Origin of the sequence: Paraburkholderia lacunae, from assembly GCF_003353175.1 — a bacterium.
In the GTDB taxonomy this organism is placed as follows: Bacteria; Pseudomonadota; Gammaproteobacteria; order Burkholderiales; family Burkholderiaceae; genus Paraburkholderia; species Paraburkholderia lacunae.
The window spans coordinates 155,257-168,915 of sequence record NZ_QHKS01000005.1; the positions used below are offsets into that span (position 1 = coordinate 155,257).

The following is a 13,659-nucleotide window of genomic DNA, read 5'->3' on the forward strand; positions in this document are numbered from 1 at the left end:
GGGCTTTTCCTTTTGAGGGTCCGCGATTTGCCCGCTGCAATTTATCTGTGGCGAAACGCGAGGAGGCAGGCTGTCATTCACTCGGCGTTGTAAAGAGCATCAATACATAGACAATAGTCGACACCACTATGATGCCGACACCGACGAACACTTTGAGTCGGTCGAATTCCACGCCGCCATTGATCACCACGCCGATTCCGGCAACTGCTGACAGCGTGCCGATCGTGGCCAGCAACACGTGCACCTTGCTGCGAATAAGCTTGCGCCGTTCTGGACTTGCGCCTTCTCTCCAGCTGTCGAGTTTCATTGAATCATCCTTTCCGCCGGAATACGGCGGCAGTGAAGAACTCAATTCGAGCGTCATGCGATAGAGAGAACACCCGCTTGTATGGCGAGTGTTTGTTCAATTATAGAAAGCCTGTATGACTCGCCAACCAGTAAAAACATCAACCGGGAACATCCAGCCTCTCATGGTCGCGATGCTATTCATTCGGTAGCGACGAGAACGCCGAACGTCTCCCGCTGCGCGCAGGCGGCGGCGCGAACTATGTCGGTAGTGACGAAATGCACGCGTGCGCGGCGCGTCTGACCCTCGAGGAGCGGCGGGCAGGCGCGGTCTTTTTTCAAGTCTGATTTTCAAGTCCGCACGTGCTCAGTCGTTTACTTTTTACTCACGCGTGGATGTGGGAAGCGCCGCTTTGCGCACTCGAGGAGAACCGCCGTCATTCGTCGCCCGTCAGGAGCGCCTGCATGAACATCGACTTTCATTATGGGGTCGTCTATATCGTTGCCCGCATTGGCGGGATGACTGCGTGCGAGGCGCTCACGGTGGCGCATGCGTGCCAGTATGTCGACGACGCGACAACCCACGGAATACTGCGTTTTTCAGGCGGCGAGACGTTTGAGCGTTTTGCCACCGCGCACAAGCTTTTCGACTATTCCAACACCGAGAACGATCAGAACACGCTGGTGTGGACGCCGTTTCATTTTCTGCCGGCCGGCGAAGGGGAAACGCTGGAAGATAAGGCGGTGTGCCGGGCGGATAGCGCCGTGGCGCGCGAGGTCGTCCGGCGGGCGATCCGGCAAAAAGGCGCCGACACCGCTTTGCACCGGCTGGGTGTGACGCTCCACGCTTATGTCGATACATGGGCGCATCAAGGGTTCGCCGGTATCGAAAGCCGGATGAACCGGATTCATCAGCTGGAGGCCGAAGACTGCACGCCGGAAAACTGGCTTGCGCATCTTACTCGCGCGACGCGGCATCTGATCGACCGAGTCGAGTCCGATGTACTAACGGCTGCGCTGCCCGTCGGTCACGGCGCTGCATTGTACTTTCCCGACCAGCCGTGGGCGATATGGAATTACGTCGATGGCCGGGGCGTGCGCATCGAAAGACATAATCTGAACGAGTTCGTCCAGGCGGCCGAAATGGCTTGCCGCGTGGTTCGCGCTTATGTGGCTGGGCGGGCGGATTTCGAATTTCAGCCGGGCATGCCGGATGACGTGAAAGAGGTGCTCACCGAGCTTCTCGCCAGCAACCGGGATTTGGACGACAACAAGCGCTTGCGGACCATTTGCGATGCGGTCAAGGCGGGCGCCATTCCCGGCTTGCGGGAGTCTGTGCCGGACTACGTGGCCAAAGGTTTGGGCTCGTGGAAGTGCAAAGCGACCGGTTTGCAATCCGACGATGACGGTGTGGACCGCCCGCCATGGAGCGAAGCTTTCGAAAGAAGCGACTACCGGCGCTTTCACGATGCCGTCAAGGAGCACCGTTTCGTGACGACGCAGGAAATCCTGCCGGCTCATGGACTGCGGATCGCGTAAATGAGCCGGCAATAACCCGATCTTTCAGGTATCCGCCAGGTTATTGCTGGCGCGCTGCCTGACGCTGGGCAGCCTGTTCTTCCGCATGTTTCTTCGCCATGTGTCTTCCCACCAGGCAACCGCCCACCGCGCCCACGACCGCGTGATGCCCGGCATAGTGCCCAGCGACTCCGCCCACCACGGCACCCTTGACGCAGCCGGCCGCGTTCGCCGTGCCGATGGTGGCCGCAGCGGCCGCGGTCAATGCAATCGCCGTGAGGGCGGTTTTGATAAAACTAGCTTTCATCTGAACGTACCGTGTTGTCGAGTTTTTCGAAGGTGGGGCATTGCTGCGTCATTTCAATAGCCGCCCCAACGGTCGCGCTCACGCCATTCATGCTCACGCCATTGCTCGCGGCGCCATTCGCGTTCGCGCCATTCGCGACGCTCGCGCCATTGGCGTGCTCTCCAATCGCCATAGCCGCCATAGCCGCCATAGCCGCCATAGGCGACCGCTACCGGAGCCGCTTCGTAGGCAACCGGCGGCGCGACATAAACGGGTGGGGGCGGTGCATAGACTGCAACCGGAATGCCGACTCCGACGGCCACATCCACGTGCGCCGATGCCACCGACGATGCCGCCAGAACTGCCAGACCAAGTACCGCGCCAACGATCTTCTTGTTCATTTCCCTTCTCCTTGCGCACCGAGTGCGCTGCATCTGCTTGTTGCCGGTTTGCTGCTGAGTACGGTTCCGAGTGTAGGAGAGCGATGCGGACACAGGTGAAACAGCTCTGCGAGATTGGTAACGCGGAGTTACCGGGGAGTGGGCGAAGCTCAATACCCCGATGTGCCGGTCACGGTAGCGGCAATAGCAACGGCAAGGCCTGGTTATCGCGTTTCGTCTTTTTTCAAGGCCGGCGGGTGCGCAGTTGCACTAGCAAGTTAAAAAAATAGCCGGACAGGCTTTGAATCTCTGGATGCTTGCCTATAGTAGAAGCGACTATTGCTGTAATGTGCAGTGACCTGCTTCTGATGATAGGTACGACGGGGAATTGGAAATGACGCCAACGAACGCTGCGATTTATCGGTCCCAGACTTGCACGCCGGAGTCGTTACGAACGCTTGCCGGCTATCTCGAACTGGCGCTCGACGAAGGCGAAAGCGTGGTACTGATGCGAATTGGCACTGAGGTGCGCGGCGTTTATGTCGGCAACCCGTCCGGGGCATTTGAAGATTTGACGGATCACGGCGTAGTGCCCGCCTTTCAGGCAGAGGAAATGCTGGCATTGACGCAACTGGGTCTCAACCGGATAACCGCGGATGATCAACAGTACCGGTTCATGCGCAGCGTGAGGTACATTGCCGACCGCCAGGCCGTCGTTTTTACGCCGACGTGAGCGGCCGGCGAGTGAATGGAAAGGCAAAAGAACGCGGAAATTGAGTAGTGGCCTTGAAAGGTTCGTACTCCACTGGATGCGTAATGACCTCAAGCCGATCTCTTTTGAGCTGACCGGATCTGCCTTTCTCATGCCAATCGTGGCATAGTTCGGTCGATTACCACATAAGGAGCAATCAAATGCCCACGTTAGAGCAAATCCAGGCCAAGCTTAAGAAGCTCCAGGCGCAAGCCGACGTGCTTATCGCCAGGAAGGCACAACTCGCGGTCGACCAGATTCGCGATCTGATGCTCAAGCATGGTCTGACTACCGCAGATATCGAAGCAAAGGCCAAGGCGAAACGCGACGCGAATGCCTTGCATGGCCGCCATGCGAATGGAAAGGCAAAAGCCGCTGCCAAAGCAAATGGCAATAAGCTGCCCAAGTATCGCGACGACAAAACCGGCGCGACCTGGACCGGTCACGGGCGTGCGCCGGGTTGGATTGCCGGCGTGAAAGACCGCACTCCATTTCTGGTCGAGGGCGCCAGCGAGCAGAAGTCTGCTGTCAAGGCTTCGGTCACGCGCGCCGCTGCCGGCCGCAAAGGGCAACCTAAAGGCAAACAGCCGCCCAAGTACCGCGACCCGAAAACCGGTGCGACCTGGAGTGGACGCGGTCCGGCGCCGGCCTGGCTCTCGGCGGCGAGAGACCGCAGCAAGTTTCTGATCGACAGCACCGCGGCAACCAGCGGCACGGTCAGCACGAAGGCGGCAGCCAAAAAAGGCGCGACAGCGAAAAAGGCCACCGTCTCCAAAACAGTGGCGAAGAAAACCGCTGCGGCGGCGAAGAAAGTAGCGGCAAAGAAAGGCGCTGCAAAGCCGGCTGCGAGGAAGACCGCAACGAAGACCGCAACAGCGGGCAGGGCGGCAAAAAAAGCCCCGGGCCGCAAGGCGCGTAGTGAGGGCAATGCGGGCGCGGCCACGACTGCGGCGCCGGCAACCTCGACGGCGCAGACGGGCGCGTGAGCGCAGCGGAGTCGCGAAGTAGATGACTAGCACGCTCGAATCACACCAGCAGGAAGACCAGGTCGTCCTGCTGGACGCTGTTCCTCATCCGGCCGCCGATGCCGCCGAGCCGTTCATTGTCGCCAGCGACCGGCGCCTGATCGTGTCGTATCCAATTGCGGAATCCGACTTCGAACGGTTCGGCCCCTTCGATTCCGACGACGATCCGTTCTGCGCAGTGCTATTTCCAGACGCGGTCTTTCATCGACTCGGGCCACCCGGCGACGACGATCTCGACATTCATCCGCTTGCATCACACGGTTTGAATGCCTATTCGGTTCACGAAGTGACGAATTCGTCGCTGGCCGCTGAGATTTCGGCCGTAGTCTCTGCGGAGCCCGTGCGACGCCATTTCGTGATCACGTTTCGGGACTCGACGTTCGAATGCGTGGCGTCGGACTGCACGGTGGTCGGCGTATTTGGCGCGGCTGAAATTGCCAGCAGGGAAGCCTTTTCGCTGGTCCGCTAGCGGCATCGACCCTTACCGTTTCTTTCCCGCGCGCCGGCATCGCCCGAAAGCTTTTGCGCTGTTTCGGGCGCTGCCGGATACACGACACCGATGCGATGGCCGACCCACTCATCTCGGCTTCCACGCAATCACCGCGCTGCTCAATATGGATTGCATCGAATGGAGAATATCCATTTCAATGCTGAATGCATCCTCAAGGATTTCTGAATGCATCCTCAAGGATTTTTTTTGGAATTATTTTTGATATGTGTTAAAAAACATTCCATGGCCGTATATTGACATCTAGTCTTCACGCAGCAATGGCAGACTGCGGTCAACGAATAGCGTGCGACAGCGGTTGAAACCACGCTTTCGAAATACTTCTATAAGAAATACCACGAGGCATCAAACGCTCGAGCGCAGCGTGTCTGAATTCAGGCGCGTGGCGTGAAGAGCGGGCACGTATCGCGTTGAGTGAGCCGTGCCCTGGTGTAGCAGCGGTCGTCGCGGATCGGATTTGCCGGCGCAAAGGCAAATCGCATGGGCCTGATCCCCGGTAGTACGGCCGCAAGGCGTCCGCATTGGCGGGCGCGGTATCAGTACGCATTTGCTTCGCGCAAGTGCATGCGAATCCGCCATGCCCATCGAAAAACTCCTTGTTCCGCTACCAGCGGGCCTGAAAGTCTACGTTGAACGTCACGTATTCGATCCGGCCTTCGAGAGCGTCATTCTGATCAACGGTGCGCTGGCTACCACTGCGTCGTTCGGACAGACAATCAAATACCTCGGCGAACGCTATAACCCAATTTGTTTCGATTTACCTTATGCAGGGCAATCGAAAGCTCATAACGTTTGCGACTTCATTCTGACTAAAGACGATGAAGTCGACATTCTTCTGCATCTAATAGGCATATTCGAACCGGGTTTTCTGTTGTCGGTATCGTGGGGCGGGGTGGCGTCGCTGCTGGCGCTCTCGCGGGCGCGCACCAGCGTCAGGCGCGCCGTGATCGCGTCGTTCTCGCCACGGCTCAATCAAGCGATGACCGCGTACGTGACCGCCGCGCGGGACCACATCGCCGCCGGTGACAATCTGAAGGCCGCGCAACTGCTCAACGATACCGTGGGCCGTCATTTGCCGCGCATCATGAAGCTCTACAACTACCGCTACCTGTCGACGCTGCCGCGCGACGAGCAGGACCAGGTGGCGTTTCACGTCGACCAGATTCTGGCGATTCGCCCCGAGCACTATCTGCACGAATTCCGCAATATCGACTGCGGGCTGAAGTTCATCAACGGCGAGCTCGACGAATACACCACGCCGGAGGACGCCCGCTCGCTGAGCGCGCATCTGAAGCGCGCGGAGTTCACCACCATCGAACAGGCCGGTCACTTCCTGGATCTCGAAGGACGACCCGCGCTGCGGCAGGTTCGCACGGCGATTCTCGATTACTTCGGTGCCGCCCAGGTGCAGCCGGCAGGCCACCCGCCCGGCTGCCTCGACACGCTGAACGCGCGCCCGCCGCTGTTGCCGGTGCCGCAGCACGCCATCATGGACATCGCGTTGCATTCCACCGCCGATCACTCGCTCCAACAGGTCGAAACACCGTGAATATCGCTCAGAGCATTGCCATCGTCGTACCCTGGGTCTTGTGGCTGGCGTATTGGATCGCCACGTCGAACCGGGTCAAGGAGACCACGCGTAAAGAGGCGTCGATGTCGCGCACATTGCAGTCGATTCCGTTGATCGTAGGCGGCGCGCTGATCATCCTGCCGGACCTGAGCGCAGCGGCGTGGTCCATCGATCTGCAAACGATCGGGCCGCTGCAGTTCGCCGGCCTCGCCGTACTGCTGGCCGGCCTCGCGTTTTCCGTGTGGGCGAGGCTGCACCTCGGCACCAACTGGAGCGTGTCGGTCACGCTGAAGGAAGGGCACGAACTGGTGCGCAGCGGGCCGTACGGGCTCGTGCGGCACCCGATCTATACCGGTTGCCTGCTGGCGCTGGCGGGCGCGGTGCTGATCGGCGCGCAATGGCGCGGCGGGGTTGGCCTGCTGCTGATTTTCGCGTCGCTGGCGTACAAGGTGCGGGTCGAGGAGAGCTGGTTGACCGGCTACTTCGGCGGCGCGTATGCGCAGTATCGCCGCGACGTCGCCGCGTTGATTCCCGGCGTTTTCTGAGCGGCCCGGCATGACGAGAGTCATCATCACCGCGATCGGCTCGGCGGGCGACGTGCATCCGTTGCTCGGCATCGGCGCGGCGCTGGCGGCGCGCGGGCACGAGATCGTGTTCTGCAGCCATGCGCCGTTCGCGGAGGCGGCCACGCGCCAGGGGTTCGAGTTTGTGCCGATCGGCACCGCGGCTGAATATGCCGCCGCGATGGCGAATCCGGCGCTATGGCATCCGCGTACGTCGTTTCGCACGCTGTGGGCCGTGATTGCGCCGACGTTGCGTCCGCATTTCGACACGCTCGCCGCATTGACTCACGACGACACCGTGCTGGTGGGCACGCTGTGGGCTTTTTCCGCGCGGCTGATGCAGGAGTTGTATCGCGTGCCGCTGGTGTCGGTGCAGGTGTCGCCGTCCACCTTGCTGTCCGCGTACGCTCCGCCAACCCATCCGCGGCTGACCATTCCACGCAGCTTGCCGCTAGGCGTGAAGGTGGCGTTGATGCGGCTGATCGAGCGATACGCACTCGACAAGGTGTGCGGACCGGCGCTGAATGCGCTGCGCGCGCAACTCGGACTTGCACCGGCGAGGCGTATCTTCGGCAAGTGGCTGCATTCGACCGACGGCGTGCTCTGCCTCTTCCCCGAATGGTTCGCGCAAGCGCAGCGGGATTGGCCGGTACCGCACCGGTTGAGCGGCTTTCCACGCTTCAACGACACGGTCGTGCAAGCAGCCGATCCGCAACTCGACGCCTTCGTCGCGACGGGCGAGCGGCCGGTGGTGTTCACGGCGGGCTCCACGCTGATCGATCACGCGCGCTACGCGCAAGCGGTGAGCACGGTGCTGAAGGAGAGCGGTTTGCGCGGCATCCTGTTGACCCCGGATGCGCCGCCTGCCGAAGCGCTCGCCACCCAGGACAATCCGCAATCCATGCTGCTCATGCGCCGCTATGTGCCGCTCCAGACGCTGTTGCCGCGCTGCCGCGCACTGGTGCATCACGGCGGCATCGGCACCGCGGCGCTTGCGTATGCCGCCGGCATTCCGCAAATCGTGACGCCGTTCGCGCACGATCAGTTCGACAATGCGCAGCGCGTCGTCGCGAGTGGTTGCGGCGTTCGGCTCGACGGACCGGTGCAGGCACCGGCGTTGGCGCGCGCGCTGAATCATGTGCTCGGCAACCCGTCGATCGCGGTTCAGTGCGGCCGCATGCAGGACCGGCTGGCGTCGTCGCCGGATGGCTGCGATGCCGCCGCGCGCTATATCGAAGGATTCATGCGCAGCGGCGCGCGCTCGCAAGACATTCGCCGCACGCTGGCACCCGTGCTGGTGGATAGTGGGTTGAGCGCATGAGCGCGGCGACGCCCATGCCGGACGGCGCCGCGCTGGAACCGGGGATGCATACAAGCACATCCGGCACCCTTGGAATGCGTGGCGCGCAGCTCGCGTTGCTGACGTTCGCGTTGTCGTTGGCGACGTTTATCGAAGTGCTGGATTCGACGGTGACCAACGTCGCGGTGCCGGCGATCTCCGGCGGCCTCGGCGTCTCCAACAGTCAGGGCACGTGGGTGATCAGCTCGTACTCCGTAGCCGCCGCCATCGCCGTGCCGCTGACCGGCTGGCTATCGCGGCGGCTCGGCGAAACGCGCCTGTTCCTCGGCGCGGTGATCCTGTTCACGTTGACGTCGCTGCTATGCGGCGTGGCCGGCGATTTTCACGTGCTGGTGATATGCCGCGCGTTGCAAGGACTTTTTTCGGGGCCGATGGTGCCGCTCTCGCAAACCATCCTGTTGCGCACCTTTCCGCCAGACAAGCGCGTGATAGCGCTCGCGCTGTGGGCGATGACCGTGCTGCTCGCGCCGATCTTCGGACCGGTGGTCGGCGGCTGGATCATCGACAATTTTTCGTGGCCGTGGATCTTTCTGATCAACTTGCCGATCGGCATGTTCTCGTTCGCAGTGTGCACGACGCTGTTGCGCCCGGACCCCAACGAAACGCGCGGCGCCAGGGCCGCGCCGATCGATCTGCCCGGCATCGCGCTGCTGGTGGTGGGTGTCGGTTCGCTGCAGGCGGTGCTCGACCTCGGTCACGACCGCGGCTGGTTCGATTCGCCCTTGATCCTGACACTGGCGATCGTGGCGCTGCTGGCGATCGTGTCGCTGCTGATCTGGGAGGCGGGCGAACGTCATCCGGTGATCGATTTGAGCCTGTTTTGCGACCGCACGTTTTCGTTCTGCGTGCTGATCATTTCGCTCGGCATGATGAGCTTCTCGGTGGTGGGTGTGATCTTTCCACTGTGGCTGCAAGCGGTGATGGGCTACACCGCGTATCAGGCCGGGCTCGCCACGGCGCCGCTCGGCGTGCTCGCACTGGTGTTCTCGATTCTGGTCGGCATCCATGCGGCGCGCTTCGATGCGCGCGTGCTCGCGACATTCGGGTTTCTCGTGTTCGCGGCCGTGCTGTGGTGGGACGCGCACTTCACGCTGACGATGACCTTCACGCAGATCATCACGCCGGGTTTGATTCAGGGAATCGGCTTGCCGTGCTTCTTCATTCCGCTGACCGCGGCGACGCTCTCGCGCGTATCGGACGACAAGCTCGCGGCGGCCTCCAGTCTGTCGAACTTCTTGCGCACGTTGTCGGCGGCGTTCGGCACGGCGATGAGCGTGACGCTCTGGGACAACCGCGCGCTGTATCACTACGACGTCGTCGCGCAGTCGGTGACGAAATCGTCCGGCAATACGCAGCGTTTCGTACAGGGGCTGCACGGCATGGGTATCGACGGCGCGCGTGAGTTCAGCGCCTTGCATCACATCGTGCAGCAACAGGCGTACATGATGGCGACCGGCGACATGTTCTACATGGCAAGCATCACCTGCCTCGTGCTCGCCGCAATGATGTGGCTGACCCGCCCGAAACGCGGCGCGGCGATGACCTTAGGTCACTGAGGGGGCTACCGATGACGATCCTGGGCGCACTGGTCATTCTGTTTCATCCGAGCGAAGAGCAGATCGCGCGAGCCGCGGCAATGGCGTCAGAGTGCGACCGCGTGCTGGTGGTCGACAACTCGCCGCTGCCGGACGGGCGCGCCGCGATGATGCTGGGCGACGCGGGCGTCCCGCTGCTGCATCACGGCAATCGCAACGGCATTGCCGGCGCATTCAACTGCGGCTTGAGCGCGCTATTCGAGGCGGGTGTGGACGCGGTTGCGCTGTTCGATCAGGATTCGGAGGCGCCCTCCGGCTACTTCGCGGTGATGCGCGACCGGTGCGAGGCGCTGAGCGGCCAGGCGTTCATGGCGGGGCCGCGTATCTTCGATGAAAACGATCAACGCTTCCTGCCCGAACTGAACACCAGTGGTTTGGCGGTCGAGCGTCTGGATATCCAGACGAACGCGGCACTGCAGCGCTGTGCCTTTCTGATCTCCTCGGGCTGTGTGATTTCCCGCGCAGCGTACGCGCGGCTGGGCCGTTTCGACGAAGGGCTTTTCATCGATCACGTCGATACCGAGTACTGCCTGCGCGCACTGCTGCGCAATGTGCCGCTGTATGTGGTGCCGTCGCTGATCCTGCTGCATCGGATCGGCACGCGGCGCCGTCACAAATTGGGCTCCATCGAGTTGACCACCATGAATCATCCGGGCTTCCGGCGCTATTACAGTGCGCGCAATGCGATGCAGTTGGCGCTGCAGTATGGACTGCGGTTGCCGGTCGCCGTCGTGCCGAATGTGCTGACGCTCTGGCAGATCGTCCAGATCGTGTTGCTGGAGAAGGACAAGCTGGCCAAGCTCAACGCGATTGCGCTGGGCGTTTGGGATGGCCTGTTCGGCCGCATGGGGCCGCTTGCGCAGACGCGTCCGCGGCTAGCCGCCAAAACGGCCCGGCTGAGCGCGGTGACGGCGCCCGCGGGAGCGGAAAGCGCCATGCCACGCACGCGGCACTCATGATGCGTTGCATGCGATCCCTCGTGCGATCCCTCATGCGATCCCTCGTGCGACGCAGCGGGCCGCCGCTGCTGATTGCCGCGGCGTTGACCGGCTGCGTCAGCGATGCCGGTCTGTACGCGAACGTGAAGCCGATCAAGCCGTCCGCCGATACGCTGTCGCAAACCGTCGGCGCAGGCGCGGACGGCGCATGGCCCGCGCCCGATTGGGTCAAGCGCTATCGCGACCCGCAGCTGGACGAACTGGTCGCCGAGGCGTTGCAGAACAATCCCGACCTGCAGATCGCCAGGGCGAGAGTGGGCGCTGCCCAGGCGCAACTCGAACAGTTCTCGTCGCTGACCGGTCTCACCGGCACGGCGGGGGCGACCGTGAGCAAGGCCCGCTTGCCGCAGCCTGTCGACGCCGCCAACGTGTCGGTCGGCGGCCAGCAGATTCCGGTGCAGTTGTTCAGCGATCCGGTTGTGTCGCCGGCCGCCTTGTTTGCGGGCTTGAGCTACCAGCTCGACCTGTGGGGCAAGAACGCCGCGCTGACCCGCAGCCTGCTGTCCACCCGCGACGCGACGCGAATCGACGCCGAGCAGGCGCGCCTCACGCTGACGGTCGCGCTGGTGTCGCTTTACTGCGAGCTCGACCGTGCCATTGCGATGCAGGACATTTTGCGGCAGAAGCAGCAGGCCGCGGAGAGGGTGGACGCGGTGCTGCGCGAGCGCGGCGCGCGCGGGCTCGACAACGCCTACGACGCGGCCGACGCCACGCTCAAGCAAAGCCGCCTCGCCTCGCAGCAGGCGCTCAACGACGAGCGCATCAAGCTGACCGAACTGCAGCTCGGCGTGCTGACCGGACGCGGAGCGGAGCGTGGTTTGTCGCTGCGTCGCCCGCAGCTTGCCGCGGCTGCCGACGCGCCGATGCCCGCACAACTGCCGGTCGATCTGCTGGGCCGCCGGCCCGACATCGTGGCGGCGCGCTTGCGGGCCGAAGCGGCGCTTGCCAACGTCGACGCGACACGCGCGCAGTTCTATCCGGACGTGAATCTGGTGGCCTTTGCGGGGCTGACCGCCTTGACGCCCGCCGCGCTGTTCACGCGCGCCGCGATGACCGGTTCGGTCGGACCTGCGATCTCATTGCCGGTGTTCGACCGGACCCGCTTGCGCGCGCAACTGGGCGGCGATTACGCCAATGTCGACGCGGCGGTGAGCCTCTACAACAAGACGATCGACGAGGCGCTCGGCGAGGTCGCGCGCCAGCTCACCTCGTTACGCACGGTCGATACGCTCGCCGTCGAGCAGACGCGCGCAGTGCAGGCCGCTTCGCGCATCGTCGCGATTGCCGAGGAGCGCCACCGGCGCGGCATCGGCATGCAGAAGGACGTGACGCTGGCTGATCTGTCGTTACTCGACGAACGCGCGCAACAAGTCGATTTGCAGGGGCGCCGCCGGCTGTTGCAGGTCGCGCTGGTCGGCGCGCTGGGCGGCGGCTTCGACGAACGCAAGGTGGCCGGCGCGCCGATCTCGCATTTTCAGCCGGCCTTTTTCTCTCACGCACGCATCACGGATACGCACTTCGATTGAATGCACAACGATAAACAGGCACAGCATGCCGCCGGCTGGACGCAGGAACAGGCCAGCGCGGCAAGTGTGGCGAGCGGCGCGCACGAGCTCAAACGGGCGGCGCGCCGGCGCCGCTTCGCCGTCTTCTTCGGCGTGGCCGCGCTCGCCGGCGCGGCGTGGCTGACGTATTGGAGCCTGAGCGCGCGCTTCTACGAGGAGACCGACGATGCGTACGTCGCGGGCAATATCGTGCAGATCGCTGCGCAGATTCCCGGCACCGTCACCGATATCCTGGTGGAGAACACGCGGCAGGTGCGCGCGGGTCAGCCGCTCGTGAAACTCGACGACGCCGAAGCCGCCGCCGCGTTCGCGCAGGCGCGAGCGCAACTGACGCTGGCCGTGCGCCAGGTCGCGAACGCGACGATCTCGCGCAAGCTCTACGTGCAATCGATCGACGCGCGCCGCGCGGAACTCGCGCTCGCTCAACGCGCGCTGGCGGCGCGCGACCATGCGTCGGTGGAAGTCGTGTCGCCGGAAGAATTGGCGCGCGCTCGTGAAGCGGTGGCGGTGGCGCAAGCGAATCTCGCCTCGGCGCAGGTCCAACTTGCCGCCGCGCGCGCGCTCGGCGGCAAGTTCCCGGTCGAGGCCAGTCCGCCGGTGCTGCAAGCAGCCGCGCAACTGCGGCTCGCGTATCGCAACCTGCAACGCGCGACCATCGTGTCTCCCGTCGACGGCACGGTTGGACAACGCTCGGTGCAGATCGGCCAGCAGGTCGGTCCGGGTCTCGCGCTGATGTCGATCATTCCGCTCGAACGTCTGTGGGTCGAGGCCAATTTCAAGGAAGGGCAGATTCGCAGCATGCGCGTGGGGCAGTCGGTGCGCATCGTCTCGGATGTGTACGGCTCGCAGGTGGTGTATCGCGGCCGCGTCGAAGGATTTTCAGCGGGCACCGGCAGCGCGTTTTCCATGCTGCCGTCGCAGAACGCGGCCGGTAACTGGATCAAGGTCGTCCAGCGTGTGCCGATCGTGATTTCGCTCGACCCCGCCGAACTCGCCGCGCATCCGCTGCGGCTTGGTCTGTCGATGCAGGTGTCGGTCGATACGCACGTGCGCAGCGGTCATCTGATCGGCAACGATACGGTGGTGGCCGCGCAAAGTACTCGCGTGCACGACAATGTCTCGCGCGACGCCGATGCGTTGATTGCGAAGATTATCCGGGAAAACAGTGACCGTGCCGGTGACAGTTAGAAGTCGGCGTTGCCTGGACAGGTGCTGATTTCCGAACGATATCACCGCGATGTCCCGGCGCAAGTTG

14 protein-coding genes are annotated in these 13,659 nt (G+C 63.0%); 10 read left to right on the forward strand and 4 right to left on the reverse strand.

Going from position 1 to position 13,659, the window contains the following annotated elements; genetic code table 11:
- Positions 1-73: 73 nt before the first annotated feature.
- Positions 74-307, reverse strand: coding sequence for a DUF2964 family protein (locus tag DLM46_RS09205; RefSeq protein ID WP_115100620.1), 234 nt, complete (start codon positions 305-307; stop codon positions 74-76).
- Between the two features lie 443 nt (positions 308-750).
- Between DLM46_RS09205 and DLM46_RS09210 the strand changes: the two genes are divergently transcribed.
- A complete protein-coding gene (locus DLM46_RS09210; protein WP_115100461.1) occupies positions 751-1,824 on the forward strand; it encodes a DUF6765 family protein in 1,074 nt (357 codons plus the stop codon).
- 40 nt (positions 1,825-1,864) lie between these two features.
- Here the strand turns inward: DLM46_RS09210 and DLM46_RS09215 are convergent, their stop codons facing one another.
- The 3 genes from DLM46_RS09215 to DLM46_RS39820 form a co-directional block, all read right to left on the reverse strand.
- Entirely contained in the window at positions 1,865-2,110 is a 246-nt protein-coding gene (locus DLM46_RS09215) for a hypothetical protein (RefSeq protein WP_208866249.1), read from the reverse strand.
- Between the two features lie 53 nt (positions 2,111-2,163).
- Positions 2,164-2,490 carry a hypothetical protein gene (locus DLM46_RS09220; RefSeq protein WP_115100462.1) on the reverse strand — a complete coding sequence of 109 codons (327 nt, stop codon included), beginning with the start codon at positions 2,488-2,490 and terminating at the stop codon, positions 2,164-2,166.
- 427 nt (positions 2,491-2,917) lie between these two features.
- On the reverse strand, positions 2,918-3,334 hold the full coding sequence (locus DLM46_RS39820; protein ID WP_208866250.1) for a hypothetical protein: 417 nt from the start codon (positions 3,332-3,334) through the stop codon (positions 2,918-2,920).
- 47 nt (positions 3,335-3,381) lie between these two features.
- Here DLM46_RS39820 and DLM46_RS09230 point away from each other — a divergent pair, with 47 nt between their 5' ends.
- From DLM46_RS09230 to DLM46_RS09270, 9 genes are all read left to right on the forward strand, one after another.
- Entirely contained in the window at positions 3,382-4,206 is an 825-nt protein-coding gene (locus DLM46_RS09230) for an H-NS histone family protein (RefSeq protein ID WP_115100464.1), read from the forward strand.
- A 22-nt stretch (positions 4,207-4,228) separates the two neighbouring features.
- The gene (locus tag DLM46_RS09235) at positions 4,229-4,714 is read left to right on the forward strand and encodes a hypothetical protein (RefSeq protein ID WP_115100465.1); all 486 of its coding nucleotides are present in this window, start codon (positions 4,229-4,231) and stop codon (positions 4,712-4,714) included.
- A 616-nt stretch (positions 4,715-5,330) separates the two neighbouring features.
- Complete coding sequence (locus DLM46_RS09240) at positions 5,331-6,302, forward strand: alpha/beta fold hydrolase (RefSeq protein ID WP_115100466.1); 972 nt, start codon at positions 5,331-5,333, stop codon at positions 6,300-6,302.
- On the forward strand, positions 6,299-6,868 hold the full coding sequence (locus DLM46_RS09245) for a methyltransferase family protein (protein ID WP_115100467.1): 570 nt from the start codon (positions 6,299-6,301) through the stop codon (positions 6,866-6,868). The genes DLM46_RS09240 and DLM46_RS09245 overlap by 4 nt, the downstream gene beginning before the upstream one ends.
- Positions 6,869-6,878: 10 nt before the next feature.
- Complete coding sequence (locus DLM46_RS09250; protein ID WP_115100468.1) at positions 6,879-8,207, forward strand: glycosyltransferase; 1,329 nt, start codon at positions 6,879-6,881, stop codon at positions 8,205-8,207.
- A gap of 44 nt (positions 8,208-8,251) precedes the next feature.
- On the forward strand, positions 8,252-9,802 hold the full coding sequence (locus DLM46_RS09255; protein ID WP_244306008.1) for a DHA2 family efflux MFS transporter permease subunit: 1,551 nt from the start codon (positions 8,252-8,254) through the stop codon (positions 9,800-9,802).
- 11 nt (positions 9,803-9,813) lie between these two features.
- Positions 9,814-10,800: a glycosyltransferase family 2 protein gene (locus DLM46_RS09260; protein WP_115100469.1), complete on the forward strand. Its 987-nt coding sequence runs from the start codon at positions 9,814-9,816 to the stop codon at positions 10,798-10,800.
- Positions 10,801-10,832: 32 nt separating this feature from the next.
- Complete coding sequence (locus tag DLM46_RS09265) at positions 10,833-12,365, forward strand: efflux transporter outer membrane subunit (protein ID WP_115100470.1); 1,533 nt, start codon at positions 10,833-10,835, stop codon at positions 12,363-12,365.
- Entirely contained in the window at positions 12,366-13,592 is a 1,227-nt protein-coding gene (locus DLM46_RS09270) for an HlyD/EmrA/EmrK family protein (protein WP_115100471.1), read from the forward strand.
- The last annotated feature ends 67 nt before the right edge of the window (positions 13,593-13,659 follow it).

Excerpts from the sequence above, each read along its gene's own strand:
- DLM46_RS09230 (WP_115100464.1), top strand. The coding sequence starts at position 3,382 with ATGCCCACGTTAGAGCAAATCCAGGCCAAGCTTAAGAAGCTCCAGGCG.
- DLM46_RS09220 (WP_115100462.1), bottom strand. The coding sequence starts at position 2,490 with ATGAACAAGAAGATCGTTGGCGCGGTACTTGGTCTGGCAGTTCTGGCG.
- DLM46_RS09255 (WP_244306008.1), top strand. The coding sequence starts at position 8,252 with ATGCATACAAGCACATCCGGCACCCTTGGAATGCGTGGCGCGCAGCTC.
- DLM46_RS09260 (WP_115100469.1), top strand. The coding sequence starts at position 9,814 with ATGACGATCCTGGGCGCACTGGTCATTCTGTTTCATCCGAGCGAAGAG.
- DLM46_RS09235 (WP_115100465.1), top strand. The coding sequence starts at position 4,229 with ATGACTAGCACGCTCGAATCACACCAGCAGGAAGACCAGGTCGTCCTG.
- DLM46_RS09250 (WP_115100468.1), top strand. The coding sequence starts at position 6,879 with ATGACGAGAGTCATCATCACCGCGATCGGCTCGGCGGGCGACGTGCAT.
- DLM46_RS09205 (WP_115100620.1), bottom strand. The coding sequence starts at position 307 with ATGAAACTCGACAGCTGGAGAGAAGGCGCAAGTCCAGAACGGCGCAAG.
- DLM46_RS39820 (WP_208866250.1), bottom strand. The coding sequence starts at position 3,334 with ATGAGAAAGGCAGATCCGGTCAGCTCAAAAGAGATCGGCTTGAGGTCA.
- DLM46_RS09210 (WP_115100461.1), top strand. The coding sequence starts at position 751 with ATGAACATCGACTTTCATTATGGGGTCGTCTATATCGTTGCCCGCATT.
- DLM46_RS09265 (WP_115100470.1), top strand. The coding sequence starts at position 10,833 with ATGCGATCCCTCGTGCGACGCAGCGGGCCGCCGCTGCTGATTGCCGCG.
- DLM46_RS09270 (WP_115100471.1), top strand. The coding sequence starts at position 12,366 with ATGCACAACGATAAACAGGCACAGCATGCCGCCGGCTGGACGCAGGAA.
- DLM46_RS09240 (WP_115100466.1), top strand. The coding sequence starts at position 5,331 with ATGCCCATCGAAAAACTCCTTGTTCCGCTACCAGCGGGCCTGAAAGTC.
- DLM46_RS09215 (WP_208866249.1), bottom strand. The coding sequence starts at position 2,110 with ATGAAAGCTAGTTTTATCAAAACCGCCCTCACGGCGATTGCATTGACC.